The sequence below is a fragment of the Henriciella barbarensis genome (assembly GCF_003576345.1).
Taxonomy (GTDB): Bacteria; Pseudomonadota; Alphaproteobacteria; order Caulobacterales; family Hyphomonadaceae; genus Henriciella; species Henriciella barbarensis.
The window spans coordinates 681,016-705,822 of the sequence record NZ_QWGB01000005.1 but is presented as its reverse complement, the minus strand read 5'-3'; the positions used below and the strand labels follow the sequence as shown (position 1 = coordinate 705,822).

Annotated in this window: 26 protein-coding genes and 1 tRNA gene; 12 read left to right on the top strand and 15 right to left on the bottom strand. The window is 59.2% G+C overall.

Annotation, left to right across the window (positions count from 1 at the left end):
- The first annotated feature begins 32 nt into the window (after nucleotides 1–32).
- Nucleotides 33–1,106 carry a PLP-dependent cysteine synthase family protein gene (locus tag D1224_RS06400; RefSeq protein WP_119379068.1) on the top strand — a complete coding sequence of 358 codons (1,074 nt, stop codon included), beginning with the start codon at nucleotides 33–35 and terminating at the stop codon, nucleotides 1,104–1,106.
- On the opposite strand, the gene D1224_RS06395 is transcribed toward D1224_RS06400, so the two are convergent.
- The 3 genes from D1224_RS06395 to aroA all read right to left on the bottom strand — a co-directional run bounded on the left by D1224_RS06395 (nucleotide 1,097) and on the right by aroA (nucleotide 5,259).
- Nucleotides 1,097–1,603 (bottom strand): macro domain-containing protein, encoded by a 507-nt coding sequence (locus D1224_RS06395; protein WP_119379067.1) that lies wholly within the window; start codon nucleotides 1,601–1,603, stop codon nucleotides 1,097–1,099. The genes D1224_RS06400 and D1224_RS06395 overlap by 10 nt on opposite strands.
- A 123-nt stretch (nucleotides 1,604–1,726) precedes the next feature.
- Complete coding sequence (locus tag D1224_RS06390) at nucleotides 1,727–3,841, bottom strand: S9 family peptidase (RefSeq protein ID WP_119379066.1); 2,115 nt, start codon at nucleotides 3,839–3,841, stop codon at nucleotides 1,727–1,729.
- Nucleotides 3,842–3,936: 95 nt separating this feature from the next.
- Nucleotides 3,937–5,259: a 3-phosphoshikimate 1-carboxyvinyltransferase gene (aroA, locus tag D1224_RS06385; RefSeq protein WP_119379065.1), complete on the bottom strand. Its 1,323-nt coding sequence runs from the start codon at nucleotides 5,257–5,259 to the stop codon at nucleotides 3,937–3,939.
- A gap of 103 nt (nucleotides 5,260–5,362) precedes the next feature.
- Here aroA and D1224_RS06380 point away from each other — a divergent pair, with 103 nt between their 5' ends.
- The 4 genes from D1224_RS06380 (at nucleotide 5,363) to D1224_RS06365 (ending at nucleotide 7,403) form a co-directional block, all read left to right on the top strand.
- The gene (locus tag D1224_RS06380) at nucleotides 5,363–5,974 is read left to right on the top strand and encodes a TIGR02300 family protein (RefSeq protein ID WP_119379064.1); all 612 of its coding nucleotides are present in this window, start codon (nucleotides 5,363–5,365) and stop codon (nucleotides 5,972–5,974) included.
- 57 nt (nucleotides 5,975–6,031) lie between these two features.
- Nucleotides 6,032–6,107: transfer RNA gene (locus D1224_RS06375), tRNA-Ala, on the top strand.
- A gap of 169 nt (nucleotides 6,108–6,276) precedes the next feature.
- On the top strand, nucleotides 6,277–6,954 hold the full coding sequence (locus D1224_RS06370; RefSeq protein WP_119379063.1) for an FAD-binding oxidoreductase: 678 nt from the start codon (nucleotides 6,277–6,279) through the stop codon (nucleotides 6,952–6,954).
- A 203-nt stretch (nucleotides 6,955–7,157) separates the two neighbouring features.
- Nucleotides 7,158–7,403, top strand: coding sequence for a DUF1150 family protein (locus D1224_RS06365; RefSeq protein WP_119379062.1), 246 nt, complete (start codon nucleotides 7,158–7,160; stop codon nucleotides 7,401–7,403).
- Nucleotides 7,404–7,478: 75 nt separating this feature from the next.
- Here the strand turns inward: D1224_RS06365 and D1224_RS06360 are convergent, their stop codons facing one another.
- Together D1224_RS06360 and D1224_RS06355 are read right to left on the bottom strand one after the other, a co-directional pair.
- Nucleotides 7,479–9,386, bottom strand: coding sequence for an alpha/beta hydrolase family protein (locus D1224_RS06360; protein WP_182482188.1), 1,908 nt, complete (start codon nucleotides 9,384–9,386; stop codon nucleotides 7,479–7,481).
- A 231-nt stretch (nucleotides 9,387–9,617) separates the two neighbouring features.
- Nucleotides 9,618–10,604 (bottom strand): 2-hydroxyacid dehydrogenase, encoded by a 987-nt coding sequence (locus D1224_RS06355; protein ID WP_119379060.1) that lies wholly within the window; start codon nucleotides 10,602–10,604, stop codon nucleotides 9,618–9,620.
- Between the two features lie 172 nt (nucleotides 10,605–10,776).
- Between D1224_RS06355 and D1224_RS06350 the strand changes: the two genes are divergently transcribed.
- The 3 genes from D1224_RS06350 to D1224_RS06340 all read left to right on the top strand — a co-directional run bounded on the left by D1224_RS06350 (nucleotide 10,777) and on the right by D1224_RS06340 (nucleotide 12,746).
- Nucleotides 10,777–11,235 (top strand): SH3 domain-containing protein, encoded by a 459-nt coding sequence (locus D1224_RS06350; protein ID WP_182482187.1) that lies wholly within the window; start codon nucleotides 10,777–10,779, stop codon nucleotides 11,233–11,235.
- A gap of 77 nt (nucleotides 11,236–11,312) precedes the next feature.
- The gene (gene fabA / locus D1224_RS06345; RefSeq protein WP_119379058.1) at nucleotides 11,313–11,867 is read left to right on the top strand and encodes a bifunctional 3-hydroxydecanoyl-ACP dehydratase/trans-2-decenoyl-ACP isomerase; all 555 of its coding nucleotides are present in this window, start codon (nucleotides 11,313–11,315) and stop codon (nucleotides 11,865–11,867) included.
- Nucleotides 11,868–11,930: 63 nt separating this feature from the next.
- Entirely contained in the window at nucleotides 11,931–12,746 is an 816-nt protein-coding gene (locus tag D1224_RS06340; RefSeq protein WP_119379057.1) for an enoyl-ACP reductase FabI, read from the top strand.
- Nucleotides 12,747–12,797: 51 nt separating this feature from the next.
- On the opposite strand, the gene D1224_RS06335 is transcribed toward D1224_RS06340, so the two are convergent.
- On the bottom strand, nucleotides 12,798–13,700 hold the full coding sequence (locus D1224_RS06335; protein WP_119379056.1) for an SDR family NAD(P)-dependent oxidoreductase: 903 nt from the start codon (nucleotides 13,698–13,700) through the stop codon (nucleotides 12,798–12,800).
- 132 nt (nucleotides 13,701–13,832) lie between these two features.
- Here D1224_RS06335 and D1224_RS06330 point away from each other — a divergent pair, with 132 nt between their 5' ends.
- Genes D1224_RS06330 through D1224_RS06320 form a run of 3 tightly spaced genes read left to right on the top strand, consistent with a single transcriptional unit; the run spans nucleotide 13,833 to nucleotide 15,902 of the window.
- Complete coding sequence (locus D1224_RS06330; protein WP_119379055.1) at nucleotides 13,833–14,489, top strand: NAD(P)H-binding protein; 657 nt, start codon at nucleotides 13,833–13,835, stop codon at nucleotides 14,487–14,489.
- A gap of 44 nt (nucleotides 14,490–14,533) precedes the next feature.
- Nucleotides 14,534–15,184: an NAD(P)H-dependent oxidoreductase gene (locus tag D1224_RS06325; protein ID WP_119379054.1), complete on the top strand. Its 651-nt coding sequence runs from the start codon at nucleotides 14,534–14,536 to the stop codon at nucleotides 15,182–15,184.
- A gap of 37 nt (nucleotides 15,185–15,221) precedes the next feature.
- Nucleotides 15,222–15,902, top strand: coding sequence for a nitroreductase family protein (locus tag D1224_RS06320; protein ID WP_119379916.1), 681 nt, complete (start codon nucleotides 15,222–15,224; stop codon nucleotides 15,900–15,902).
- 16 nt (nucleotides 15,903–15,918) lie between these two features.
- Here the strand turns inward: D1224_RS06320 and D1224_RS06315 are convergent, their stop codons facing one another.
- The 5 genes from D1224_RS06315 to rpsO all read right to left on the bottom strand — a co-directional run bounded on the left by D1224_RS06315 (nucleotide 15,919) and on the right by rpsO (nucleotide 21,146).
- Entirely contained in the window at nucleotides 15,919–16,779 is an 861-nt protein-coding gene (locus tag D1224_RS06315; protein WP_119379053.1) for a CAP domain-containing protein, read from the bottom strand.
- 25 nt (nucleotides 16,780–16,804) lie between these two features.
- Nucleotides 16,805–17,491 (bottom strand): uridine kinase, encoded by a 687-nt coding sequence (gene udk / locus D1224_RS06310; protein ID WP_119379052.1) that lies wholly within the window; start codon nucleotides 17,489–17,491, stop codon nucleotides 16,805–16,807.
- A 125-nt stretch (nucleotides 17,492–17,616) separates the two neighbouring features.
- Nucleotides 17,617–18,447 (bottom strand): CAP domain-containing protein, encoded by an 831-nt coding sequence (locus D1224_RS06305; protein WP_182482186.1) that lies wholly within the window; start codon nucleotides 18,445–18,447, stop codon nucleotides 17,617–17,619.
- 221 nt (nucleotides 18,448–18,668) lie between these two features.
- Nucleotides 18,669–20,804, bottom strand: coding sequence for a polyribonucleotide nucleotidyltransferase (pnp, locus tag D1224_RS06300; protein WP_119379050.1), 2,136 nt, complete (start codon nucleotides 20,802–20,804; stop codon nucleotides 18,669–18,671).
- A gap of 72 nt (nucleotides 20,805–20,876) precedes the next feature.
- A complete protein-coding gene (rpsO, locus tag D1224_RS06295; protein WP_119379049.1) occupies nucleotides 20,877–21,146 on the bottom strand; it encodes a 30S ribosomal protein S15 in 270 nt (89 codons plus the stop codon).
- Between the two features lie 251 nt (nucleotides 21,147–21,397).
- Between rpsO and D1224_RS06290 the strand changes: the two genes are divergently transcribed.
- Nucleotides 21,398–22,111 carry a polyamine aminopropyltransferase gene (locus tag D1224_RS06290; protein ID WP_119379048.1) on the top strand — a complete coding sequence of 238 codons (714 nt, stop codon included), beginning with the start codon at nucleotides 21,398–21,400 and terminating at the stop codon, nucleotides 22,109–22,111.
- On the opposite strand, the gene D1224_RS06285 is transcribed toward D1224_RS06290, so the two are convergent.
- The 4 genes from D1224_RS06285 to D1224_RS06270 form a co-directional block, all read right to left on the bottom strand.
- On the bottom strand, nucleotides 22,108–22,716 hold the full coding sequence (locus D1224_RS06285) for a hypothetical protein (protein ID WP_119379047.1): 609 nt from the start codon (nucleotides 22,714–22,716) through the stop codon (nucleotides 22,108–22,110). The genes D1224_RS06290 and D1224_RS06285 overlap by 4 nt on opposite strands.
- Nucleotides 22,713–23,027, bottom strand: a complete 315-nt coding sequence (locus tag D1224_RS06280; RefSeq protein WP_119379046.1) for an autorepressor SdpR family transcription factor — start codon at nucleotides 23,025–23,027, stop codon at nucleotides 22,713–22,715. Before D1224_RS06280 ends, D1224_RS06285 begins: the two co-directional genes overlap by 4 nt.
- 76 nt (nucleotides 23,028–23,103) lie before the next feature.
- On the bottom strand, nucleotides 23,104–24,045 hold the full coding sequence (gene truB / locus D1224_RS06275; protein ID WP_119379915.1) for a tRNA pseudouridine(55) synthase TruB: 942 nt from the start codon (nucleotides 24,043–24,045) through the stop codon (nucleotides 23,104–23,106).
- Nucleotides 24,046–24,153: 108 nt separating this feature from the next.
- Nucleotides 24,154–24,753 (bottom strand): manganese efflux pump MntP, encoded by a 600-nt coding sequence (locus tag D1224_RS06270; RefSeq protein WP_119379045.1) that lies wholly within the window; start codon nucleotides 24,751–24,753, stop codon nucleotides 24,154–24,156.
- Nucleotides 24,754–24,807: the final 54 nt, after the last annotated feature.

Genomic DNA, 24,807 nt, shown 5'->3' with positions numbered 1-24,807 from the left:
ATGGCAGGCGGAGATACAAGGATGACTGGCTGATGAGTGGTCTATGTGCACAACGCAACTGGGTGTGCGAGGCGGTGCGTCGTCTCAACGCCGACTTCAATCGCTCCTCCGACACGCATCTCATCCGGGTCGACCTGCCGGGTTTTTCGGGCCAGCAACTCTATCTGAAAGACGAGTCCATCCACCCGTCCGGCAGTCTGAAGCACCGGCTGGCGCGCTCGCTCTATCTCTACGGCATCTGCAATGGCGCGATCGGCCCGGACACGGTTGTGGTGGAAAGCTCGTCAGGCTCAACCGCCGTTTCAGAAGCGTACTTCGCCAAGCTTCTGGGCTTGCGCTTTATCGCTGTCGTTCCGGAAGGGACTGCCCAGAAGAAGATCGACCAGATCAATTTCTATGGCGCAGAGACCCGTGCGGTGCCTGCCTCGCAAATCTATGCCGAAGCTGAGCGGATCGCGCACGAAACGGGCGGCCATTATATGGACCAGTTCACCTATGCAGAGCGGGCCACGGACTGGCGCGGCAATAACAATATCGCCGAGAGCCTTTTTGCGCAGCTTGAGCTGGAAGAACACGCTATTCCGGACTGGGTAGTCATGAGCGCAGGGACGGGGGGCACGTCGGCCACGATCGGGCGGTTTATCCGCTATCGCGGCGATCTTTCCGGCAAGACGCAGCTTTGTGTGGCCGACCCTGAAAACTCCGTTTTCTACGACTATTACAATTCTGGTGACCGCGACGTGCGTTTGCAGACGCGCTCACGGATTGAGGGGATCGGGCGGCCACGGGTAGAAGCGTCGTTCCAGCCGCGGGTGATCGACCGGATGGTGCAGGTCCCGGACGCGGCGTCCCTGGCGACAATACACTGGCTTGAAACGGTACTAGGCAGGAAGTGCGGCGGGTCGACCGGCACCAATGTCTGGGCGGCGCTACACCTGATGGCCGAAATGCGCGCTGCAGGACGAGACGGCAGTGTCGCCACGCTCATCTGCGACGGTGGTGAACGCTATCTCGACACCTACTACAATCCAGACTGGCTTGCCGCGCAGGATCTCCATCTTGCACCTCATCTTGAGGCGATTGACGCACTCACCCGTCAGGGCTGATCGAGCGCGCCTTCGAAGGCTGTCGCCATTCTGTCTTCGAAGGCAGTGAGGATGACCTTCACCTCGTGATCTCTCGCAAATTCGCGGCAGGTGTTTACGGCTATGCCCGCGGCCTCATTAGCAGGATAACCATAAACACCTGTCGAGATTGCCGGAAAGGCGATGGAGGTCAGGTCGCGCCGAACAAGTTCCTCAAGGCAGTGGCGATAGCAGGCCTTCAGCAATTCTGCCTCGCCTTGATCGCCGCCGCGCCAGACCGGGCCAACCGTGTGGAAGATGAGACGCGGGGAAAGGCCAAAGCCTTCGGTGACGCGAACCTCTCCGGTCGGACATGGGGCAAGCGGTTTGCAGGCGTCCTTGAGGTCCCGGCCGGCTGCACGGTGGATCGCACCGTCCACGCCGCCGCCGCCCATTAGTGAGCTGTTCGCAGCGTTCACGATTACCTCGCAGTCTACGTCGAGAATATTGCCTTGATAGAGATGGATGCGGCCTTTCATGTCGGCTCCCTGTCGTTTGTGAAAGCCCAACGCAGAATGGCGGGGTCAAGTGCCAAAAGAAAAGCCGCCGCCCCTTCTGGCGGGGGCGGCGGCCTGTCATCTTCTTGCTTTTGGCGCGGTGTTCTATTCGCCGTCCTCGGTTTCTGCTTCATCGGTCGGGGCCGATGTCGCGACGGCTTCTTCGAGCCCATCGACATATTCGGCGCCCGCCAGCACCTGGATAGTCGAGCCTTCGAAAGCTGCGCCGAAATCCTCTGCGCGTCCGCCAAGACATTCACCGAGGAAGCCTTCCATCACCGAGTAGAAGGCGAGGCGGTTTTCAGGACGAGCAAAGCCGTGTCCTTCGTCCGGGAAGTTCACATAAGTAACCGGAAGGCCCTTTTCGTTCATCGTCTCGACGAGCTGATCGGATTCCAGCTTGGTCACGCGCGGATCGTTCTCGCCCTGACCGATGAGGAGCGGCACGGAAATGTCGTCCACACGGCTGATTGCGGAGCGCGCCAGCATGTCTTCGCGGTCCACAGGATTGGCCGGGTCGCCGACATATTTGAACCAGGTGCCCTCCAGGAAAGGCTTCCAGTAGTCCGGGAAGCTTTCGACCAGCGTCACAAGGCTGGACGGGCCGACAATATCCACGCCGCAGGCAAAGGTATCCGGCGTAAAGGTCACGCCGATAAGTGTCGCATAGCCGCCATAGGAGCCGCCTGCGATGGCGACCTGGTCTTCAATGGCGATGTCTTCCTCAATGGCCCATTCGACGGCGTCGATCAGGTCATCATGCATCTTGCCGGAGAATTCCTTGACGGCGGCGTTGACGAATTCCTTACCGAAGCCGGTAGAGCCGCGATAATTGACTGACAGGACGCCATAGCCGCGATTGGAGAGCCACTGGTGCCATGAATTGTAGCCATAGGAATCACGCGCCCATGGGCCGCCATGGACGTTGAGCACCATCGGAACAGGCTGCTCAGGTCGGCCATCACCATCGGCATCAGAGCCGGGTGGCAGTGTCAGGTAAGAGACAAGCGTCAGACCGTCGCGTGATGCAATTTCAACCGGGTGCATCGGCTGAAGCGGCGAAGATGCGAGGTCTGGCCGGGTCTTGAACATTTCCGTCAGCGTCTGTGCGCTGCGGTCATAGACATAATAGACGCCCGGCAGGGTCGCAGAGCCTGAATAGACGACCATGCGGGAAAGGTCATCGGTGGCGGCGACGATCTGGATATCGCCTTCTAGCTCAGACTGAAGGAAGTCGAGGTCGGCCCCGGCCTCGTCTGTGAGCGGCTGCCACTCATTGCGCAGATACTCTGCGGCGTAGGCCATCGGCTCATAGGTTTCTGGATGAAGCAGAACATCGCTGATATCGGCGCGGTCATTCTCCGCGATGACTTCGGCAGACCCGTCTTCGGTGCTGATCTTGACGAGCGCAGCGGTGTCACGGTTGCGGCTGTCGACTGCGTAGAAGGCGTCATTCGCCGCGTTGAAACCAAACGGATTGGTGGTGAGGAAGTCTTCAGCCGGGATGGAGGTCAGCTCATTGCCTTCCATGTCGACGATCGAGGCGCCGCCACCTGGCGTCTGGACAAGGCCAAAGCGCGGCGTGAGTGTATTGTCGATCAGCCAGCCGGCATAGCCTGGATTCTCGGCCGCGAGCTCCATCTCACCCGTCGCGACATCGACGAGATAGAGATCGAAAAGCTGCGGGTTGCGGTCATTGAGGCCGATCAGCACCTTGCCGGGCTGTTCTTTCGAGACGCCCTGGATCACAGCGCGCACGCCGTCGGCAACAGGCGTCAGGTCTCGCGTCTCACCTGTTTCCGCGTTCGAGGCATAGACGTGGAAGTTCTCATTCCCGCCATCGTCCTGTGTGTAATAGACATAGGCGGAGTCCGGTGACCAGAAGTGACCATTGAGGCCGCGATAGGTGTCATTGGTAATCGCTTCAGCGGCATCCGGATCATCGGCAGGCGCAACCCAGATGTTCATGACGCCGTCGACAGGGGCGATCCAGCTTACATACTCGCCATTCGGGCTGATGCGCCCCTGGGCTTTCTCAGGATTGCCGAAGATCGCGGCCCGCTCGATCAGGTCGTAGGAAGCAAGATCGCTGGCGACGGCTTCCGTATCGGTCTGGGCGCTCTCCTGAGCTTCTGCCGATTTCAAGGTTTCCGGCGAACAGCCCGCAAGCCAGGCGCCTGACAGCGCAATGGCGCTGACGCTCACAAGTGTGCGTTTCATGATGTACCCTCCATCCATATATGTTATCGAAAAACGATATACATGGATGGCGGTGTTTGCAAGCTGGCCGGGAAAATAAATTCGGTGGTCGCCAGTCAGGTTTCGCGGATGTCGGCGCCGAGTGTACGCATATGGTCCAGGAAGTCCGGATAGGAGGTTGCGATCATCGCGATGTCATCGACGGCGACAGGTTTCTGGCTGGCCGTACCCATAACGAGGGCGCTCATGGCTATGCGGTGGTCGTGGCGGGTCTCTACAAGGCCGCCGCCGGGTGGCGGGCCATCGCAGCCCATGACAGTGAAGCCGTCCTCATGCTCCTCAACCTCGACCCCGTTCACGCGAAGCATTGCGACGATGGCGCTGATGCGGTCGCTTTCCTTGACGCGCAGTTCCTCGGCGCCACGCACCCGCGTTTCACCTTTGGCAAAGGCGGCGATGACGGCAAGAATGGGAAACTCGTCAATCATGGCGGCGACCAGGAATTCCGGAATCTCGCAGCCTCTCAGGTCGCTCGTTGCGGCCTGCAGGTCGACAAGACGTTCACCCGCGCCGTCGCCAATTTCTTCAGCACCAAGACCTGCGCCCATGCGCTCTGCTGCCTGGAAGAAGCCGTCGCGCGTTTCATTCGACATGATGTGCTCAACGACGACGCCGCCGGACGGCGAGATAAGCGCGCCTGCGATCAGGAAGGCAGCCGATGATGGGTCGCCGGGTATGCTCGTCTCTACGGCCTGCAGGGACTGGCCGCCTTCAATCGTGACCACATTCTGACTGCCCTCGCCGGCGCGCACCGCCACCTCGACACCGAAGCTGCGCAACATGCGTTCGGTATGGTCGCGCGTGGCGTGGAGTTCGGTCACTTCGGTGAAGCCATCGGCATTGAGGCCGGCCAGAAGAATGGCAGATTTCACCTGTGCCGAAGCCTGCTTTGGTGCGTAGGAGATCGGGGTGAGATCAGCGCGTCCACTTAGCGTGAGGGGAAGTTTGTCGCGGCTTTCAGGCGCGAACTTCGCACCCATCAGTTTCAGCGGATCGGTTATGCGGGCCATGGGGCGTGAGGACAGGCTCTTGTCGCCCGTCAGTTCTGCAGTGAGGGGGTAGCCGGCCATGAGCCCCATCATCAAGCGAGACCCCGTGCCGGAATTGCCGAAGTCGAGCGGCGAAGTGGGCGCGCGCAAACCTGCCTTGCCGGTGCCCTCTATGCGCCAGCGTCCCGGTGCGGTCTGTTCTACGTCGGCGCCCAGTGCCTGCATGGCCCGGGCCGTATTTATGACGTCCTCGCCTTCCAGCAGACCGGAGATTTCAGACACGCCAGCGGCGGCGCCAGCGAGCATCAGCGCGCGGTGAGAACATGACTTGTCGCCGGGCGCACGGATCGCGCCCTGAAACCGATCAACCGGGAACGAAGTCCATGCCAATGATTTCTCCTTTGCAGATCGACGCCAAAAGCGCTTTGACAGGGGCGGGGGTTTCTGGCAAGCGCCCCGGCAATTATTAAATCGAGCCCGGAGTTCCTTACCAATGGCTGATCCTGATCTTGGCACAAAGCAGATCTGTCCGAGCTGCGAAGCTAAATTCTACGATCTCAACAAGCGCCCCGCCGTTTGCCCGAAGTGCAAGACCGAATTCGATCCAGAAGACGATGAGGTACGCACGACGAGCGCAAAGCTGAAGGCCAAGCGCGCCAAGAGCTCTGTCCCTGTCGATGAGGACGAGGACGATCTTGAAGAAGAGACGAAAAAGAAAAAGAAGAAAAAGGCGGCCGTCCGCGACGCCGATGATGACGACATCGACGATGAGGAAGAAGTCGAAGAGGACGAAGAAGACGAGGACGAGGAGGATGATGTAGCCTCCCGTGAACTCGGTTCGGAAGCTGATGAAGTCGTCCTGGAAGGCAATGACGAGGACGAAGATGAGGAAGCAGCCCCCGGCAAGGTGCCGACCGGCTTCTCCGAAGACGAACTCGACGATGATGACGACGACGAAGACATCCCTCTCGACGATGAGGAGGAGGAAGACTTCGACCTCGACGACGATATCGATCTCGACGATGACGACCTGGATGACGATGATGGAGATGACGACGCCGACGAGGTTGGCGGCGACGATGAGGATGACACGAAATCGTCCTGACAATTGGACTTGATCGGCGGCGCGTGAGGCTATAACTCACGCGTCTCCGACTGGTACGGGGCCTTAGCTCAGCTGGGAGAGCGCCTGCATGGCATGCAGGAGGTCAGCGGTTCGATCCCGCTAGGCTCCACCATTTCCTTACATTCCGGCTTCACTTTGTTTCGCGTTGGAACGCGCTCAGGGCTGCAGGCTCTGCCACGTCGCCGATCCTATAGTTGCCCTGCGACTCTGCGACCGGGAACACACCTTCTGAACATTCCGTTTTTCCAGTGACTTTGGAAAAAGACACGGAGATAGAAGAGATGAGCTACGCGCTTACACTACAATCGATTGAGCCCGTCACACCTGACGTCTTCAAGCTGCGCTTCGACAAGCCTGCGGGACTGGGCGTTCAGCCAGGGCAGGCAGTAGACCTTGCTATCGACAAGGATGACTGGCGCGGGGAAAAACGACCGTTCACGCCGACCAGTTTGCCATCCGATGGATATCTCGAATTCACCATCAAATCCTATCCGGAGCATGATGGTGTGACCGAACAGATCGCCAAGTTGCAGCCAGGTGACCGCGTACTTGTCGACGAGCCATGGGGTGCCATCGAGGATGAGGGCAAGGGCTGGTTCATCGCGGGCGGCGCTGGTGTGACGCCAATGATTGCGATCCTTCGTAAGCGCCTCGAAGACAAAGGAACGCTTGAGGGTTGTGAGCTTATCTTCTCCAACAGCAAGCAGGAAGATATCATCTATCGCGATGAGTTCGAGCGCATGGAGGGTCTCAAGACTTATTTCACCGTCACGGACGAAGCCGATGCGGATGTTCACACTAGAAAGATCGACCGGGCGCTGCTCGAAGAACGTGTCGAGCCGGGCAAGGGCAAATGCTATATCTGCGGCCCAGATGGTATGGTCGAAGACATTGCCGGCGCGCTGAAAGAGATTGGTGTGGCCGAAGAAGACATCATCATTGAGGAGTTCTTCGACTGATCTGAACAGATGTTCAGACGGGGGTTGGCAGAAGCCGGATTGCCCGCATATCGCCGCGATTGCGGCTTGAACGCGGCATAATCAGCCCCCAGATTCAGTTATGACACGGAAAGATCCGGCAACATCCGGTGCTGCCGCCTAGCGGGGCGCCTGGCCGGGGTTCTCATGTGTCGTGGTCCTGTCTTTGAAGGAAGGAGCATGCCATGACGACAGACCTTGAACATCAAGCTGCAAAGCTCTTCACCGCGAAGGATCTGGTTTATGTACGCCAGATTGCGGACGACGAACTGAGCGGCCTGCCTGATGAGGCGCTGGAAGCCGTCAATGATCGCACCTCCCTGTTCGTGGTTGCGAATGGTGAGGGTGAGCAACTGGCCATCGTAGAGGGCCGTGACGCTGCGTTTGCCGCAGCCCGTGCCTATGAGATGCAGCCTGTTAGCGTCCACTAGGCGCCTTTTCAGATGAACAAGGAAAAGCCCGGCGAGATGCCGGGCTTTTTTATTGCCTGTTGCGAGCCATCACGATCACTCGCCGCTGAACGACCAGATCTGCGGATCAACGGCAAGATGGCTGTCGAGAAAGCCGATAATGGCCTCCATTTCCTTGCGCTGATCGCCGGCCATGCGATGCGAATGCCCCGACCGATAAAGCTCGACGAACTCTACGCTTTTGCCAGCTTCGTTAAGTGCTTCGACCATGAGCGATGACTGCTCGACCGGCACGACCGCATCTTCATGCCCGTGAATCATCAGGACGGGCGCCTTCACGTACTGAGCAAGACGCGCGGGCGAATGCGCCGCAAGTTCATCGCGGTCGCGGCGCGGATCACCGATGTGCCGGGTCCAGTACTCATACTCGTCTGACCGACTCCCATCCTCGTCGCGCACCCAGTTCAGCATTTCCAGAAGATCGCTCGGCCCGGACGCTGCAATGACGCATTTAAATAGATCCGGGGTCATTGTCGCGGCCGCGAGGGCGGCATAGCCGCCATAGGAATAGCCGAAGATACAGGCATTCGACGGGTCGGCCTTTCCTGCGGCAATGAGGTGAGCGAACCCGTCTTCGATATCATGCTGCATGGCCTTGCCCCATTGGCGCCTTCCGGCATCGGCAAACTCCAGCCCGTAGCCAGAGGACCCCCGGAAATTCGGCTGGAAGACGGCATATCCGTTGCCGGCGAGGATCTGCGCAAGCGGGTCGAATGTGATTGTGTCCCGCATTTCCGGCCCGCCATGAGGCATGACGACGACCGGAGGGATCACGCCGTCTCCGACGCCCTTCGGCATCGTCAGATAGCCGGTGATCTCCAGTCCGTCGCGCGCCCGGTATTTCACGATTTCGACGGGCGACAGCCTGTAAGGTGAAAGGTTTGGAAACGCGCTTCCATAATTGCGGATATGGGCGTTCTCGACGTCATAGACGTAATATGTGCCCGGCTCCTGCGGCCCGCTTGCATAGACCAGCCAGCGTTTCCCGTCGCGGCTGCTGTCGGTCCAGTCGATATTTACCGCGGTCTCGAACATGCCCGACAGACCATCCATGTGAGCCTGCATGGTCTGGTCGGTGAATTCGGTCTTCAACAGGTCTTCATAGTAGCGGCTGCCAAGGTACTCATAGGACTCCGGATTGATGAGCGCGTCTTCGATATCGCGGTCCGGGTCGACCCGGATCGGGCGCACATAGGTGTCGGTAGTAAAATCATAGAGATGAATGCCGGTCGTGGGCTCACCCGCAGGGCGTGCGGCAACATAATAAGTGCCTGTCACCGCGCCAGGGGAGAGCGGACGAAATTCCGTGCTCTGTTTGATGGTTTCGGCGCGCTCATCTGCACGAACCGATTTCAGACGCTTCCAGGATGTCCTGCCATTCGGCCGATCCTGCCGCCCATAATATGTGTAGCGCGTGCCCCGGCGGTTTGCGTCCACCCGCAAGGCAGGTTCGCCATTAATGTCGGCGTACCAGCCAATGGTGCCCTTCTTACCCACACCAATGCGTTCATGCGCGCCGGTCGAAACCTGGACCCGGAATAGATCAAGATCGCCGCGCAACGTGGCCGCAACGAGGAAATGATCAGGATCATTCGGCAGGAAGCTGACAATCCGGCCAAGGTTGAGATTGCGCTTTTCGAGAGACTTCACGCCTTCAAAGACCCGCTGAACGCCTGATCCGTCCCGGCGCAGGAGGTATAGCCGGGTCACCGGGATTGGCATCGTCTCGAAACCGGAGAAGGTATAATAGTTGAGACCCGCGCGCGTATAAATCTGGCCGTCGAAAGTGCCGTAGACGGTTACTGACGTGATCAGCCAGTCGTCGTTCGCCCATTCGACCCAGTTCACAAAAGTCGATTCGTCGAATGGCAGATCAACCGTCTGAGCTTGCGGATTGTCGAGATCACTGACGAAGACGAAGATACCTTCATGGTTCCGCTTCACACCCGTGAGCCAGCGCCCGTTCGGCGAGAGTTCAACGCTGCTCAGCGCTGGCGCACGTAGATAATCATGAAATGTGGTGCTGTTTCGCAGCGCGTCCCCATAGCCGCCCTGAGCCGAAGTCCAGAATGGTAGCCAGAGGCATGCCAGTATAATCAGTAATCTTTTCAAAACCCTGCCCTCTCAACTCGATCTTGAGTTGAGAGCAGGCGAGCCGATGCGTCAAGCCAGAGGCTAGAGAATGGCCGGAATGACGCGGTCTGGTGGCCTGTGGCCATCGGCAAAGGTTTTAATGTTGATAATGACCTTCTCGCCCATCTCGATCCGGCCTTCTTCAGTCGCAGATCCCATATGAGGCAAAAGCATCACATTGGAGAGGCCGAGCAGTTCAGGGTTCACGGCAGGCTCACGTTCGAACACGTCGAGGCCGGCGCCAGCAATCTTGCCGGCCTTGAGGGCGCGGGCGAGGGCAGCTTCGTCGATCACTTCGCCGCGCGCCGTATTGACGATGTAGGCGTCCTTGCGAACGAGATCGAGGCGGCGGGCGGAAAGAAGGTGGAAAGTTGCCGGCGTGTGCGGGCAGTTCACCGAGATGATATCCATACGGGCCAGCATCTGGTCGAGGCTTTCCCAGTACGTCGCGTCCAGTTCTTCGGTCACCTGACGGTTCACCGGCTTGCGGTTGTGGTAGTGGATCTGCAGGCCAAAGGCTTTTGCACGGCGGGCGACAGCCTGTCCAATACGGCCCATGCCGATGATGCCGAGGCGTTTGCCGGCAAGCCGCTTGCCGAGCATCCAGGTCGGCGCCCAGCCATCGAACTTGCCTGCTTCAAGAAGCTTGATGCCTTCATGCAGGCGGCGCGGCACCGCAAGGATCAGGGCCATGGTGACGTCAGCGGTATCATCCGTAAGCACGCCTGGTGTGTTGGTGACGGTGATCCCGCGCTGGACGGCGCTTTCAATGTCGAGATTGTCAACGCCTGCGCCAAACTGGGCAATGTGGCGTAGCTGGGGGCCAGCCTGCGCAAGGAGGCGCGCATCGATCGCGTCGGTCACGGTTGGCACCAGTACGTCGGCACGTTTGACCGCATCGACAAGTTTTGCGTCGTCAAACGGTGTGTCAGTTTCGTTGAGCTCGGTGTCGAACAGCTCTTTCAGACGGAGCTCCACCGGGTCCGGCAGGCGCCGTGTCACGATAACCTTCAGCCGTTTTGCGGTCATACGCGTTTCCTTTCCTTGCCGTCAGCGCATAGCAGAGCGAACCGCTTGCGCCAATTGCTGCAACAGACGCATCGGCCTTTACGACCGATTCACCAAGCCCCGACTAGATAGCCACATGCTGGGATTTTTCCGTCTTTTTCTATCTGCCTGCCTTATCCTGACTGCCTGTCAGTTGGCAACGCCGTCTGCTTCTGCACAGTCGGTGAAGATCAGTCAGTTCTCGGGAAAGCCGGTGCCGCGCTTTGCCTCACTGCGCTATGCGCGGGTCAATGGACGTATCGGGCCGTCGACGGACCATCAGGTCGCCTTCGAGTATGAGCGCGCAGGCATGCCTGTCCTGATCGTCAAGGAAACCACCGATTGGGCGCGGGTACGCGATTTCGAGGGCGACGAGGTCTGGATGCATGTTGGCCAGTTGAGCGAGCCTGACCACGTTATCGTGACCCGGGAGGTCGCGCTCCGCCGCAAACCACAATCGGCATCGCCTGCCCGCGCGACGATTGAGCCGGGTGTTCTTGCGGAGCTGCATAGCTGCAATGACAGGTGGTGCGAGATCAGCGCTGGGGCCTATACTGGCTGGATCGACAAGCCATCGCTCTGGGGTCTGAACACAGACACAGCTGGCCTGTAACCTGCTCGTTTGCTTGACAAGGCGGATTGGGGCAGGCTCATGCCCTGATCGCAATTGACGGCAAGTAGAGGCATTGCATGAGCGGACCACACGATTTTCACACGCCCCAATCCTCCTATACGAAGGAAGATCTCCTGATATCAGGGCAGGGCCAGCTTTTCGGCCCCGGTAACGCACAATTGCCTATACCGCCGATGCTGATGATGGACCGTATCACCGAGATCAGTCTTGATGGCGGCGAGTTCGGCAAAGGCCACGTCATCGGCGAGTATGATGTGAAGCCCGATCTCTGGTTCTTCCAGTGCCACTTCCCGGGCGACCCAGTGATGCCGGGCTGTCTTGGCCTCGATGCCATGTGGCAGGCCGTCGGCTATTGGCTCGGCTGGTCTGGCTCACCGGGCAAGGGACGCGCGCTCGGTGTTGGCGAAGTGAAGTTCACCGGCGAGATCACGCCGGACAAGAAGCTCGTGAAATATGTCATCGACATCAAGCGCGTGCGCCGTGGCAGGCTGAATCTCGGCATCGCCAATGGCCGTGTCTATGTCGACGACGAACACGTCTACACGGCGCTCGACATGAAGGTCGGCCTTAAGAACGTGCTCGGCGGCGATACCGGTATTCCGGGCGCTTGACGCTTTCCTTCGGCGCGCCTAGCCCGGACCACAGACATAGATATTCGCAGGGAGTGAACGCTCATGGCTGACGACTGGAATATGCCGGAAGGCAATCTCATGAAGGGCAAGCGCGGCATCGTTATGGGTGTCGCCAACCAGAACTCCATTGCATGGGGTATCTCCAAACAGCTCGCCGCGCAGGGCGCCGAGATCGCCTTCACCTATCAGGGTGACAGCCTGGAACGCAGGGTGCGCCCACTGGTCGAGTCGATCGGTATGGACACGATGATCCCCGCTGACGTCACGGATGATGCGAGCATGGATGCCGCCTTCGCGCAGGTGAAGGAGAAGTGGGGCAAGATCGACTTCCTGGTCCATTCCATCGCCTTTGCGGGCAAGGATGAGCTGCAAGGTTCAATGGTCGCCAATACGACGCGTGAAGGCTTTCGCCGGGCGATGGACATCTCTGTCTACAGCTTCATCGACTGCGCACGCCGCGCCTCTGAAATCATGCCCGATGGCGGCTCGATCATCTGCATGACCTATCTTGGCGCAGAGCGCGTTGTGCCGTCGTACAATGTTATGGGCGTTGCCAAGGCGGCGCTTGAGGCCTCGACCCGCTATGCAGCTCGCGATCTCGGCCCGCAAGGCATCCGCGTGAACGCCATTTCTGCGGGCGCGATGCGCACGTTGTCACTGGCAGGCATCAAGGGCGGCAAGTCACTTATGGGGACCGGCCGCGACATGTCCCTGCTCAAGGAAGACACGCGCATGGAAGGCGTCGCCGGCGCGGCGCTCTATCTCCTCTCCGACATCGGCCATTCGGTGGCCGGTGAGGTGCTGCACGTCGATGCAGGCTTCCATGTCGTCGGTGTGCCGGACATGGGCGAGGAATAAGGCTGATAGGCACGCCGCTACCCATTCCAGGATGGGAGGGGGCGCCTGCTGTCACCCCGGCGCGATGGCTTCGCGCAACCTTGCGAAGATGCTGAGGCCGAAGTCACCTTCATAGGCAGCTTTTGGTGTCTTGCGGACCGCTTCATCGATGGCTTCGGCATCAGGTCCAATGAGGATGCGCCAGTCATCGGCGCGGACACCGTCGAGAATGATGCGCGCAGCGTCTTCGGCTGTGGTGATGGCATTATCGCGGAATTGCTCTCCGCGCGCCTTGGCGGCCTCATATTCTTCATTGCCGCCACCGATGGCAGAGTCGTTGCCAAACTCGCGCAGCGTGTTGAGGGCGATCTGGGTGCCGATATGGCCTGGCATCACAACGCTTGCCTTCACGTGCGGCGCGTTAAGCCGAAGATCGGTGATGAGCGCCTCGGTAAAACCCTTCACCGCGAATTTTGCGGCAGAATAGGCAGTGTGCGGGGTATCGGGGCCGATGCTGGCCCAGAAGCCGTTTACCGAGCTTACATTGACGATATGCGCTTCATCGGCGGCGACCAGCATGGGCATGAAGGCACGCGCATTGTTGTAGACGCCGTACCAGCAGACATTGAACGTCCGCTCCCAATTCTCACGCGGGCCGTCAACGAAGCTGCCCCCGCCGCCAATGCCTGCATTATTTATCAGTAGGTGGATGTGGTCGGTCTCGTGGGCGGTACGGACATGGTCTGCGAAGGCGTGGACGTCTTCTTCCTTGCCAACATCGGCGCGGAAATGCGTAACCCGGACACCTTGCGGGGCGAGCGCCTCAGCGGCGCTTACGGTTTCGGCCATGTCCTCTTCCGAGATGTCGCAGATCGCGACGCTGCAGCCCGCTTCAGCAAGCTGTTTGGTGAGCTCCCGGCCCATCCCGTTTCCGCCGCCGGTAACGATGGCGATCTTTCCGCTGAAATCTTTCATCTCAGTCTCCTCCCTTATGTTTTGGCGCATCCTAGGGGTGGGCGGCCATCGCGCTAGTGGTGACGGGTGGGAAACCGGCTGGAACTTCGTTGGCTGGGGCCTGTTGCAAAGAAGATTGAAGGAGAATTCCAGATGGCAGATATCGTTATCATCGGCGCGACAGGCGGTGTGGGTAGCCGGCTCATCCCCATGCTGATCCGACGCGGTCACAGCGTCACAGGGCTCCACCGCAAGGATGAGCAGGCCAGTGACCTGAAGGATGCGGGCGCAACACCGGCACGAGGCGACCTCATGGAGATGAGCGCCGATGACTTCGCCGCAATTATAAAGGGCGCAGACGCGGTCGTTTTCTCGGCTGGCGCGGCGGGCAGCGGCGCTGAACGGACGAGCATGATCGACGGCCAGGGCCCCGTTAAACTGATTGAGGCAGCGCGCGCTACTGGCGTGAAGCGGGTCTATCTCGTGTCTGTCTTTCCGGATGCTGGCCGCGACCGCGATATCGGTGAAGGTTTCGAGCATTATATGCGCGAGAAGAAGAAGGCTGACGCGGCGCTCGCTGCCAGCGGGCTCGACTATGTCATCATCCGGCCAGGTACGCTCCAGAGTGAAGACGGCAACGGCCAGATCGCGGCCGGGCGTGCGCTGACTTATGGCGATGTTGCTCGCGGTAACGTCGCCGCCTTCGTCGCTGAACTGATCGACACGCCTGAGATCCGGCAGGACATCTTCGAGCTGACCGATGGTGATGTGCCCGTGGATGTCGCAGTTTCCGGTTTGCGACGCGTCTAGAGCCGGTCGCCTTCCAAAACTGATGCGGCGTTGAAAGTCGTTGCATGAGCGGCAATGAACGATTACGAATATGTTCATTGTTTATTGGGGCGATCATGGCCAAGCGTGTTTTTATCTGGGTGGGGCATCCACGGGAGACGTCGCTTTCGCACGGCCTAGCCGATGCCTACGAGCAAGCAGCAAAGGCCGAGGGCGCTGAAACCCGCCGCATGAACCTACACGACATGACATTCGATGCCGACCTTACAGAGGGTTATCATGCCCGTAAGACGCTTGAGCCCTGCCTGGAAGACTGGCGCAAAAATACAGTCTGGGCCGACCATCTCGTATGGATCTACCCGCAATGGTGGGGTGGTATGCCGGCCAAGATGAAGGGGGTTGTAGATCGCTGCTTCCTACCGGGGTTTGCCATGGCCTATCATGATAATGGGCCGTGGTGGGATCGGTTGCTCGAAGGTCGATCAGCTGACATTTTCATGACGTCGGATGCGCCGGTGATCTTTGATTCCCTGTCGTATGGCCGCGCCGCGAAAAAGCAGGTTGAGAAGACTGTTCTGAATTTCTCAGGCGTCAAGCCGCGTCGGACCTTCCAGTTCGGGCCAGTGAAGACAGCGAAGCCGGCAAAAATCGAAGCATGGAAGCGTAAGGCGGCAGTTCGAGGTAAAGCTATTGCGCGGCGGCCTGCCAAGGCATGACTTGCTGGCGTCTCATTACTGGGTGAATAATCCTTCCATGAAATCCGATCCACGAACTCATGTTCCGCTACAGGGATATGTCGAACGCGCCCCGCACGAGCAATTGGGGCGGGCAGAAGCTCTACACCGGCACCTCAGCACAAGGCGGTCAGTGCGCGATTTTGCACCGACCCCGGTCGACCGGGCGGTGATCGAAGCCTGCGTAGCGGCTGCCGGGACAGCGCCTTCTGGCGCCAATCACCAGCCCTGGTTTTTTGCGTGCGTCGGCTCGCCTGAGAAGAAGCGTGAGATCAGGCTGGCGGCGGAGGCTGAAGAGCGCGCCTTTTATTCTGGCAAGGCGGGCGAGGAATGGCTCGACGCACTCGCGCCCATCGGGACTGATGCGCAGAAGCCTTATATGGAAACCGCGCCCTGGCTCATCTGTATCTTTGCGCAGCGCCGCGGCGGCGCTGAGGTGGGCGATAATCGCAAGAATTACTACATTCATGAGAGCGTTGGTATCGCCACAGGGCTATTGATTGCGGCCTGTCATGAGGCCGGGCTGGCAACATTGGTGCACACCCCAAATCCAATGAGTTTCCTCAATCGCCTTTGCGACCGTCCTGATACGGAGAAACCCTATCTGATCCTCGCCGTGGGGCATCCAGCCGAGGGGGCCAAGGTACCGAAACACGCGCTCAAGAAGAAAGCGCTCGGCGATATCTGCAGCTTTTCATGAGGTCGAAACCCTTCGGTCAGGATGATCGCGAGGGCTGAACTTCGACTGTGGGACCGTGAAAGTGAATATAGACGGTCTGGTTCGGCTGTGGACCGGCCTTTTCACCGCGAACGGTCAAGTCGATCTTGCCGCGGATCTGCGCCGGGATGCGTCCCATCGCCCAGCCTTCTTCCTTCAGGTCGAAGGCGTCAGCATCGTTGCCATACATCATGGCAAGACCGCTCATGGCCCAGCGGCGGAGTGTAGCGGGTTGGCGAATGATGGTCCCGGCTTCGAAGCGCAGAGGCACCGGGCGGTCGAACGTGCCGTCTTCGCGCACGAACAGCTCTGTAAGCCAGACGCCGCGTTCGGTTGTGACAACACCCATGGCAAAGTGCGTGATGCCATCACGCAAGATGGCGTCACGGTGGCTGGGTGAATTCATGAGTCCGGTGTGGAGGCGATCAACAACCGTGTCCCAGTCGAAATTGCCGGTAATCGACGCGATGTTCTCCAGTAGCAGGCTGGTCAGTAGCGTACGGTCGAGCGCGTTGATCCGGTCCTTCGGCATCGTCTTGTCGAGGCCCTGGTGATTGAAGAAGTCGTTCGCCGCCATGTCGAGGCTGTGCCAGCGCGCGGCATTACGAAGTTCTGTGCGGTAGACGAGAGTAGGGAGACCATGTTCGCGGCGTGTCTGGTTAATGCGCTCGGCGAAGCGGGCCTCCAGTTCTTCGTCGAAAGTAAAGCCCGAAGGGATCGTCTGGAGGCATGCCTGACCATTCTGGACGTAAGTTGGCAGGTCGCGAGCTCGCTCAGAAAACGAAATACGACACTCCGCTCTCGCCTGTGAGGCGAAAACACCCACGAAAATGGTTAATAAAACAATAATTCCCCTCATTTTTGCCACTATACGGCAAAAAAGTTTATAAGACACCCATTAATTGGAGCCTCGAGACGACTGGGGCCAACATTCTGTCGATCGCGTCTTCGCCAGGATAGACTTTACCATAGGCGGGTAGGCCCTCATCCGCAATAACAAGCTCGGCTTCGAACTTGGCGGGGTGGGTGAATCGGTAGTGCGCCGCGCGGACGGTCTTCAGATAATGCTCGAGGACATTCTGGACGGTGCGCTCGCGTTCGACCACGTCGCGGCGGATGCGGCGGGCCAACCTGAGGTCATCGGGCGTATCGACATATATGGACAGATCGATCAGCGGGCGCAGTGCCTTGACTGACAGGGCGTGTATGCCTTCGAGAATGATGACAGGCGCAGGCTCGATGCGAAGCGTGCGATTCTCGTCGCGGTCATGGCGATCGAAGTCATAGACGGGCTGTTCAATGACCTGTCCGCGCTTCAGAGCCCGGATGTCATTGACGAGGTGAGCGGTGTCTTTGGAGGCTGGATCATCATAATTGGCCTGCTCGATGATCGTGGCACGCTGTTCGGTCGTATCGCATGGGCCGTAATGGCGCATTGGCCAATAATAGCCGTCTTCGTGGAAAATGACTGCGCGTCCAGGTCCGAGACGCTCGATAAGTGCGTCGGCGAGCGTGGACTTGCCAGAGCCGGAACCGCCCGACATGGCGACGAGAAAGGGAGACAAGGTCATGGGCGCGCTTGTAACCGCATCGTCGCGAGAAAGGAAACACGCGCCTCGCACGCGCGCTGTTCTTCTACAAGAACGGGCGCTCTCCGGTGCAGGAAATGCGCCCGTGCTAGTCTGGATCGTACAGCCTACTGGCGCGTAACTATCGGTCCCTTAAGGACATAAGTGTCGGCGTCGAGCTGTACGAGGACATCGAGATAGCCGGTATCCCGACTGTCGATGGCTGCGTCGTGCATGCGCATCATCGTGCCGCCAGCAAGGCGATTGCCGGCAGCATCGCTGAGTTTCCAGCCAGCCGTGCGGAAATAATTCTGCTTCACACGCGGCGTAATAGTCGTGGCACCAACAACCTGAAGCGGTAGCGGGCTTTCGAGTTCGCCGTCCACCGTGGTCAGCATCTGCACGACATAGAGGCGACCATCAGCCTCTGCGATGCCGAGGCCGGTGTCAGTGAAGCCCTCATGCAGAAGATTTCGCTGGTTCGCGCTATCGGCTGAGATCGCTTCGAATATCTCAGCAGGCGTCGCGTTTGCAGAAAGGACCGCAACGTTTGCACCTGTCGCGCCGGCGAGAACCTGTCGGTCCAGGGCTCGCATGCGATAAGTGTGTCCACGGCCTTCGAGGTCATCATGGCCCGCATAGCCGCGAGCAGCCATGTCCAGAGCATGAGCTCGTGCGGCGCGGTCAAGAGTTGCACGGCGGTTAAGCGCGGACATGCCAGCGGTGGTGCGATGGCTGTTAGTGGCAGCGAACAGGTCCGATTCCGCGCCTGCCTCGAAATTTCTATTCACAGCGAGGCAGGATTCGACCTCGGTGACGTAACTGACGAGGCCACCTGCATAGCCATTATCGAGTGTGCAGGCGGACTGGGCGTCAGCCGGAAGGGTCATGAGTGCGCCTGACGATGCCGCCACGGCCAGCAGCGCAAGGGCGCGAGGAACGTCATATTTTTGTAACATAACGGTCATGAACGGTTTGTGACAGTTATATGTCAATCAAAAAAAGACGGCATCCGGTCGATATTTCATGACGGAGCCCAGGTGAAGCCCGATTTCATTTGGAATTTCCGGGGGTTCTTATGCATGAGACGCAATAAAAAAAGGCCGCCATTTCTGGCGGCCTTCTCAATTAGGGTAATTTGTGCCGGGTCTGAGATGTTTCAGACTACTGGACGGGGGCCTTATTCGGCGTCGCCGCCCTCAGCACTTTCCTTGTCCTTGCCGGTTTCCTGATCGACGGCTTTCATCGACAGGCGAACCTTGCCGCGGTCATCAAAGCCCATCAGCTTGACCCAGATCGTGTCGCCTTCCTTGACGAGGTCCTTGGGGTGGTTGATGCGCTCATCAGCCATCTGAGAAACATGGACCAGACCATCTTTCGGGCCGAAGAAGTTCACAAAGGCGCCGAAATCCTTGATGGAGACGACTTTGCCTTCATAGATTTCGCCAGCTTCCGGCTCTGCCGTCAGCTCACGAATACGCTTCTTGGCCGCATCGATGGACTCGCGGTCGAGGGCAGAGATCTGGATCGTGCCATCGTCTTCGACATTGAGCTTTGCGCCCGTTGTGTCGACGATATCGCGAATGGTCTTGCCGCCCGAGCCGATCACATCACGGATCTTGTCGACCGGAATGTTCACAATTTCCATCTGCGGTGCATTTGCCGACAGTTCGCCGCGCGATTCAGCAAGCGCCTTGTTCATCTCTTCCAGGATGTGGGCGCGACCGCCCTTTGCCTGGTCGAGAGCGGTCTGCATGATGTCGCGGGTGATGCCTGCGATCTTGATGTCCATCTGCAGCGAGGTGACGCCCTTCTCGGTACCAGCGACCTTGAAGTCCATGTCGCCGAGATGGTCTTCGTCTCCAAGAATGTCAGAGAGGACAGCAACGCCGTTCTCTTCCTTGATGAGACCCATTGCAATGCCGGACACTGGACGCGTGATTGGGACACCCGCATCCATCATCGCCAGAGCGCCGCCACAAACAGTCGCCATCGAGGACGAGCCATTGGACTCGGTGATCTCGGAAACGAGACGGATCGTGTACGGGAATTCTTCCGGCTTTGGCAGAACCGCGCGAAGGGCACGCCATGCCAGTTTGCCGTGACCGATTTCCCGGCGACCTGCACCGCCCATGCGGCCTGTTTCGCCGACCGAATAGGGCGGGAAATTGTAGTGCAGCATGAACTTTTCTTTGTGCGTGCCACCCAGGCCGTCGATGAATTGCTCATCGTCGGACGTGCCGAGTGTCGCGACACAGATCGATTGTGTCTCACCGCGCGTGAACAGGGCAGAGCCATGTGTGCGTGGCAGGAAGCCAGCTTCGGCAACGATCGGGCGAACCTGATCGAGCGAACGGCCATCGATGCGCTTGCCCGTCTTGATGATGTCACCACGAACGACAGACGCTTCGGCTTTCTTGAAAGCTGACTTGAAGACGCCTTCGGACATGCCTTCTGGCTTGTCTTCGGTCGCAACCAGCGCTTCGGCCGCTTTTTCGCGGGCACCGCCGACAGCTTCCTGACGGCTGAGCTTGTCGGTGATCTGATAGGCAGCCGACAGATCCGAACCCACGAGGTCCTGGATCTGCTTCAGCTCGGCCGAAAGGTCTTCGGCTTCAAAGTCGAACGGCTCCTTGGCGGACTTTTCAGCCAGCTTGATGATCGCGTCGATCACCGGCTGCATGGCTTCGTGCCCGGCCATAACGGCGCCGAGCATCACGTCTTCCGGAAGCTCTTTGGCTTCGGACTCGACCATCATGACTGCGTCGGTCGTACCAGCGACAACGAGGTCCAGGTCGGACTCCTCAAGGTCGTCAGCCGTCGGGTTGATCAGATAGTCGCCGTCCTTGTAGCCGACGCGCGCTGCGCCAATCGGGCCCATGAACGGGGCACCGGACAGAACCAGCGCAGCGGACGCGCCAATCATGCCGATAATGTCCGGATCGTTTTCGAGGTCATAGGAAATCGCGGTCAAGACGACCTGGACTTCGTTCTTGAAGCCATCGACGAAAAGCGGACGGATCGGACGGTCGATGAGGCGAGACGTCAGCGTCTCTTTCTCAGTCGGGCGGCCTTCACGCTTGAAGAAACCGCCTGGGATGCGGCCCGATGCGTAGTATTTTTCCTGGTAGTTGACCGTCAGGGGGAAGAAGTCCTGCCCTGGCTTGGCTTCCTTGCGGAAGGTTGCGGTCGCGAGGACAGTGGTGTCCCCGTATGTGACGAGGACGGCCCCGTCAGCCTGACGAGCGACACGGCCCGTCTCGATCGTCAACGTGCGGCCGGCCCATTCCAGCGACACGGTTTGCTTATCAAACATGCGTTTTCTTTCTCTTCATGCGAAAAGCCCGCCGGGACCCCATGTCCTGGCGGGCTATTTGTGAGCCAGTGCCTAGCGGCGAATACCCAGCTCTTGGATCAGGACCTGGTAGCGGCCCTCATTTTTCCTCTTCAGATAGTCGAGGAGTTTCCGGCGCGTGGCGACCAGGTTGAGCAGGCCGCGGCGCGAATGGTGGTCTTTCTTGTTGGTCTGGAAGTGCTCGGTCAGGTTCGAGATACGCTCGGTAAGGATCGCAACCTGTACTTCCGGAGACCCGGTATCGCCATCATTTTGGGCGAATTTCTTGATCAGCTCAGATTTCTTTTCTGCCGTGATCGACATCGTGAATACTCTCTTCGTTCTGGCCTGCGATTGAGGCCGTTTCAGCTATACCCTTCAATGTAAGGGTGGTGTTTGGGGGGTGCCCGGGGAACCAGCCAGGATGTCGTCCAGCCAGTTGTGAGCCCCGAAAGCTCGCCTCAAGGCGCGCACATGGCACATAATGCCCGCAAATGGAAGGGGATCGGTGCGATCTTTCCCCTTAGCCTTGCACCTCGGGGCATGACCATTACGGCTTATGCCAAGGAGATATCATGAGCCGCCTTTTCGAAGAACTCGACTATCAGGTCACAGAAATCGGTGCTGTCAGTTTGCGCCGCAGGCGCATTCTCTCGCTCGATCAGGACGTCTGGGAAGTGCTTCTCGGTGAGGAGCATCTGATGTCCAGTCTGTTCACGGCGTCCGAGGTCGCGCTTGCAAGGCTGGGTCTTACTGCCCTGGGTGAGCCGCCTCAGGGGGGATGGGACATCATCATCGGCGGGCTCGGTCTGGGCTATACGGCCGCGACTGCGCTGGAACATGAGGGTGTGGGACGCCTTGAGGTGGTCGAGCTGCTGGCCCCTGTCATCGAATGGCATGAGGAGGGGCTCGTTCCGCTGGAGCCGCCGCTGTCAGCTGATGCGCGGTGCACCGTGCGTCGCGGTGACTTCTTTGCAATGGCTGCTTCAGATGAGGGCTTCGGGCGCGCGCAGGATGCGATCCTGATTGATATCGACCACACGCCAGACTGGCTGCTCGATGCGAGGAGCGGCAGTTTCTACTCGGTTGAGGGGCTAAGCCAGCTCGCCCGCCACCTCAAGCCTGGCGGCGTGATGGGCTTGTGGTCCGATGCCCGAACGGATGAAGCCTTTATTGAGCGAATGAAATCTGTGTTCAGCACAGCCTGGGCAGAGCCGGTCACATTCCACAATCCGCTCCAGGACAAGCCGTTCACCCAGACGGTCTACCTTGCCCGGAAGGCGGGCTAGGGGTTTGAAGCACGACGCATTGCGACGGCGATGAACGGCGCGACTGCGGCTATAACAATGATCAAGCCCATCGCCATCCATTGCGCCACGCGGTCGCCCCAGATGGTATCCGCAAAGAAGATGGCAAAGGTCCACAGTAGTGAGACTAGTAATATGAATACGGCGGTGCGCACCGGTGTCGGACGAGGCAGGACACTTGCCGTGCCACCAGCCCGCTCACCCCAGGCCAGCCAGCGCGCCAACACGACAAGGAAACCGGCAACCCCGATCATCGGAGAAGCGAGCATCGCCTTGTCGATGGGCGCAAACAGCCAGATGGCGACGAAGGCCAGCCCCGCGACAACAAAGGTCCAGCCGGCAAAGCGGTCGACGGCGCTGGCGCCAGTATGTTCGCCTGCCGGCTGGAAGAGACGAAGTTTGGGGGTGTAGTTTCCCATCACGACGAGCATCAGGCCAAGCATCGCAGCCGCACCCCGCCGGGCAAGATCCGGGTCGAGTATGCCGGTTTTCTTCGTGATGCCGAAGGCGAGCATCGCGCCGACGATGGTGCAGACACCGACGGCCAACGGAATGATGGCGCGGCGCGGCTCAACTGCTTGGGTCATGCTTTTCCCTCCTTCAGGACAGGGCGACCAGTTGTCGAGATGTCTTCCCGGCGTTCCCAGCCGAATGTCTGCGCGAAGCCAAACAACGCGTCCTCCAGCACCGACATCTGAAGGTGGTAGAAGACTGATTTGCCGTCCTTCTCGCTGGCAACTAGCCCAGCGTCGCGCAGGACGGCGAAGTGCGCCGACATGGTTGGTTTGGACACGTCGAAGGCGCCTGCCAGTTCACCGGCGGATTTTGGGCCATCCCTGAGCATTTCCAGCACCCTGCGGCGCGTCGGATCGGACAGGGCTTTGAAGACTGAGCTCATAAATAGACAATTAGCTAATTGTCGAATTGAGTCAAGCAGTATGCAGTGCTCTTCGGTTACGCCTGATGGAGGTCTATCAGACCTGGAACACCCGCATCGGCTGAAAGCGCCCGGCGCGGATTTCGCCCATTGCGACGGCTTCGTCATTGCACATGGCGAGTGCAAGGCGGTCTTCCGGGTCCGGGTTCTTTTCAAGCCGCCAGCGTTCAGTCACATGCGGCATGAGCATGACTTCGCGCCCCTGGCGGATGTCGGCGGCATCTTCCGCGCTGATTTCGACGTCCGGCACATCGTCCAGCACCGCTTCGATCGGGGCGAGCGTCCGCAGCAGTTCATCGCGGCTTTCGATGGCTTCCAGATCGGCGAGCTTGAAGGCTGCGCCTTCATGCATGACGCCGACGCGGATGCGGCGTAGCTGCGAAATGTGTCCATCGCAGCCGAGCGCGCCGGCGAGGTCGCGGGCGAGTGCACGTACATAGAAGCCCTTGCCGGAGCGAACATGGAAGACCGCGTGGTTACTATCCGGGGTCTCGACGAGGCGCGCTTCATGGACGAGAACGGTGCGGGACGGGATCTCGAACTCTTCCCCATCGCGGGCGAGATCGTAGGCGCGTTCACCATCGACCTTGATTGCGGAGTATTTGGGCGGAATCTGATCGATCTCGCCTTCGAAGCTCTCAAGCGCGGTCTCGATGGTGTCGCGGTCCGGACGCGTGTCGGACGATGAGATGACTTCACCTTCGGCGTCCAGAGTGTCGGTGGATCTGCCCCAGCGAATGGTGAAGACGTATTCCTTGTCAGCATCCATCGCCCACTGGACGGTTTTGGTCGCTTCGCCAAAAGCAATCGGAAGGATGCCATCGGCCAAAGGATCGAGCGTGCCGCCATGGCCGACTTTCTGCGCATTGAGAAGGCGTTTCAGAATGCCGACCACCTGTGTCGATGTCACGTCCGACGGTTTGTCGACATTGAGCCAGCCATGCACCGGCAGGCCTTTTTTCTTGCGATTGCGTCCCACGAAGTATCTCCATTCTTCCCAGGGCGCACGCGGATCGAACGCGGGCGCGGGGTCTGACATGTCGTTTGAGCAGGCGAGCTAGTCGGCGCTGTGCGCGGCGTCAACCAGCTAGATGCCCTGGCTGAGGTGCTGCGTCAGAATAAGCGCCCCGATAATGATCAGGACGATACCGCCTGCAACCTCTGCCCAATGGCCGAGCCAGTCGCCAGCCTTGCGCCCGATCAGGGCGCCCATCGTGCACATGACAAGCGTCACAACAAAGATGATAAAGCAGGCGAGAACCAGGTTTGTGCCGACCATTGCGAGGCTGACACCTACAACAGTTGCATCAATGCTGGTTGCAACTGCGGCGAGCCCGAGATGGATCCAGCGTGGGCCCCTTATCGGCCCGTTTGCCGCCGTTTCTGCATGGTCCTCGATCGTTTCAGGCTCTTCCTTGAAGGCCTGCCAGATCATGTGAAGGCCGACGAGGGAAAGCAGGACGAACGCAATCCAGTGATCGACGCCAGCGACCCATGCCGATAGCGCCATCCCGATCAGATAGCCAACCACAGGCATAATAGCTTCCATCGCCGCAAATACGAAACCGATGCGAAGGGCGCTGGAAAACGTCGATGTGCGCTCCCCAGTGCCTTTGCCCAGTGCCGCTGCGAAGGCATCAACGGAAAGCCCGAAGGCGAGAGCGATAAGTGTAAATGTCCCCGACATGCGTTCTCTTTGCGTGCGTTTATTCTCCGTGCAAGAGGAAGTCTGCGTATTGTG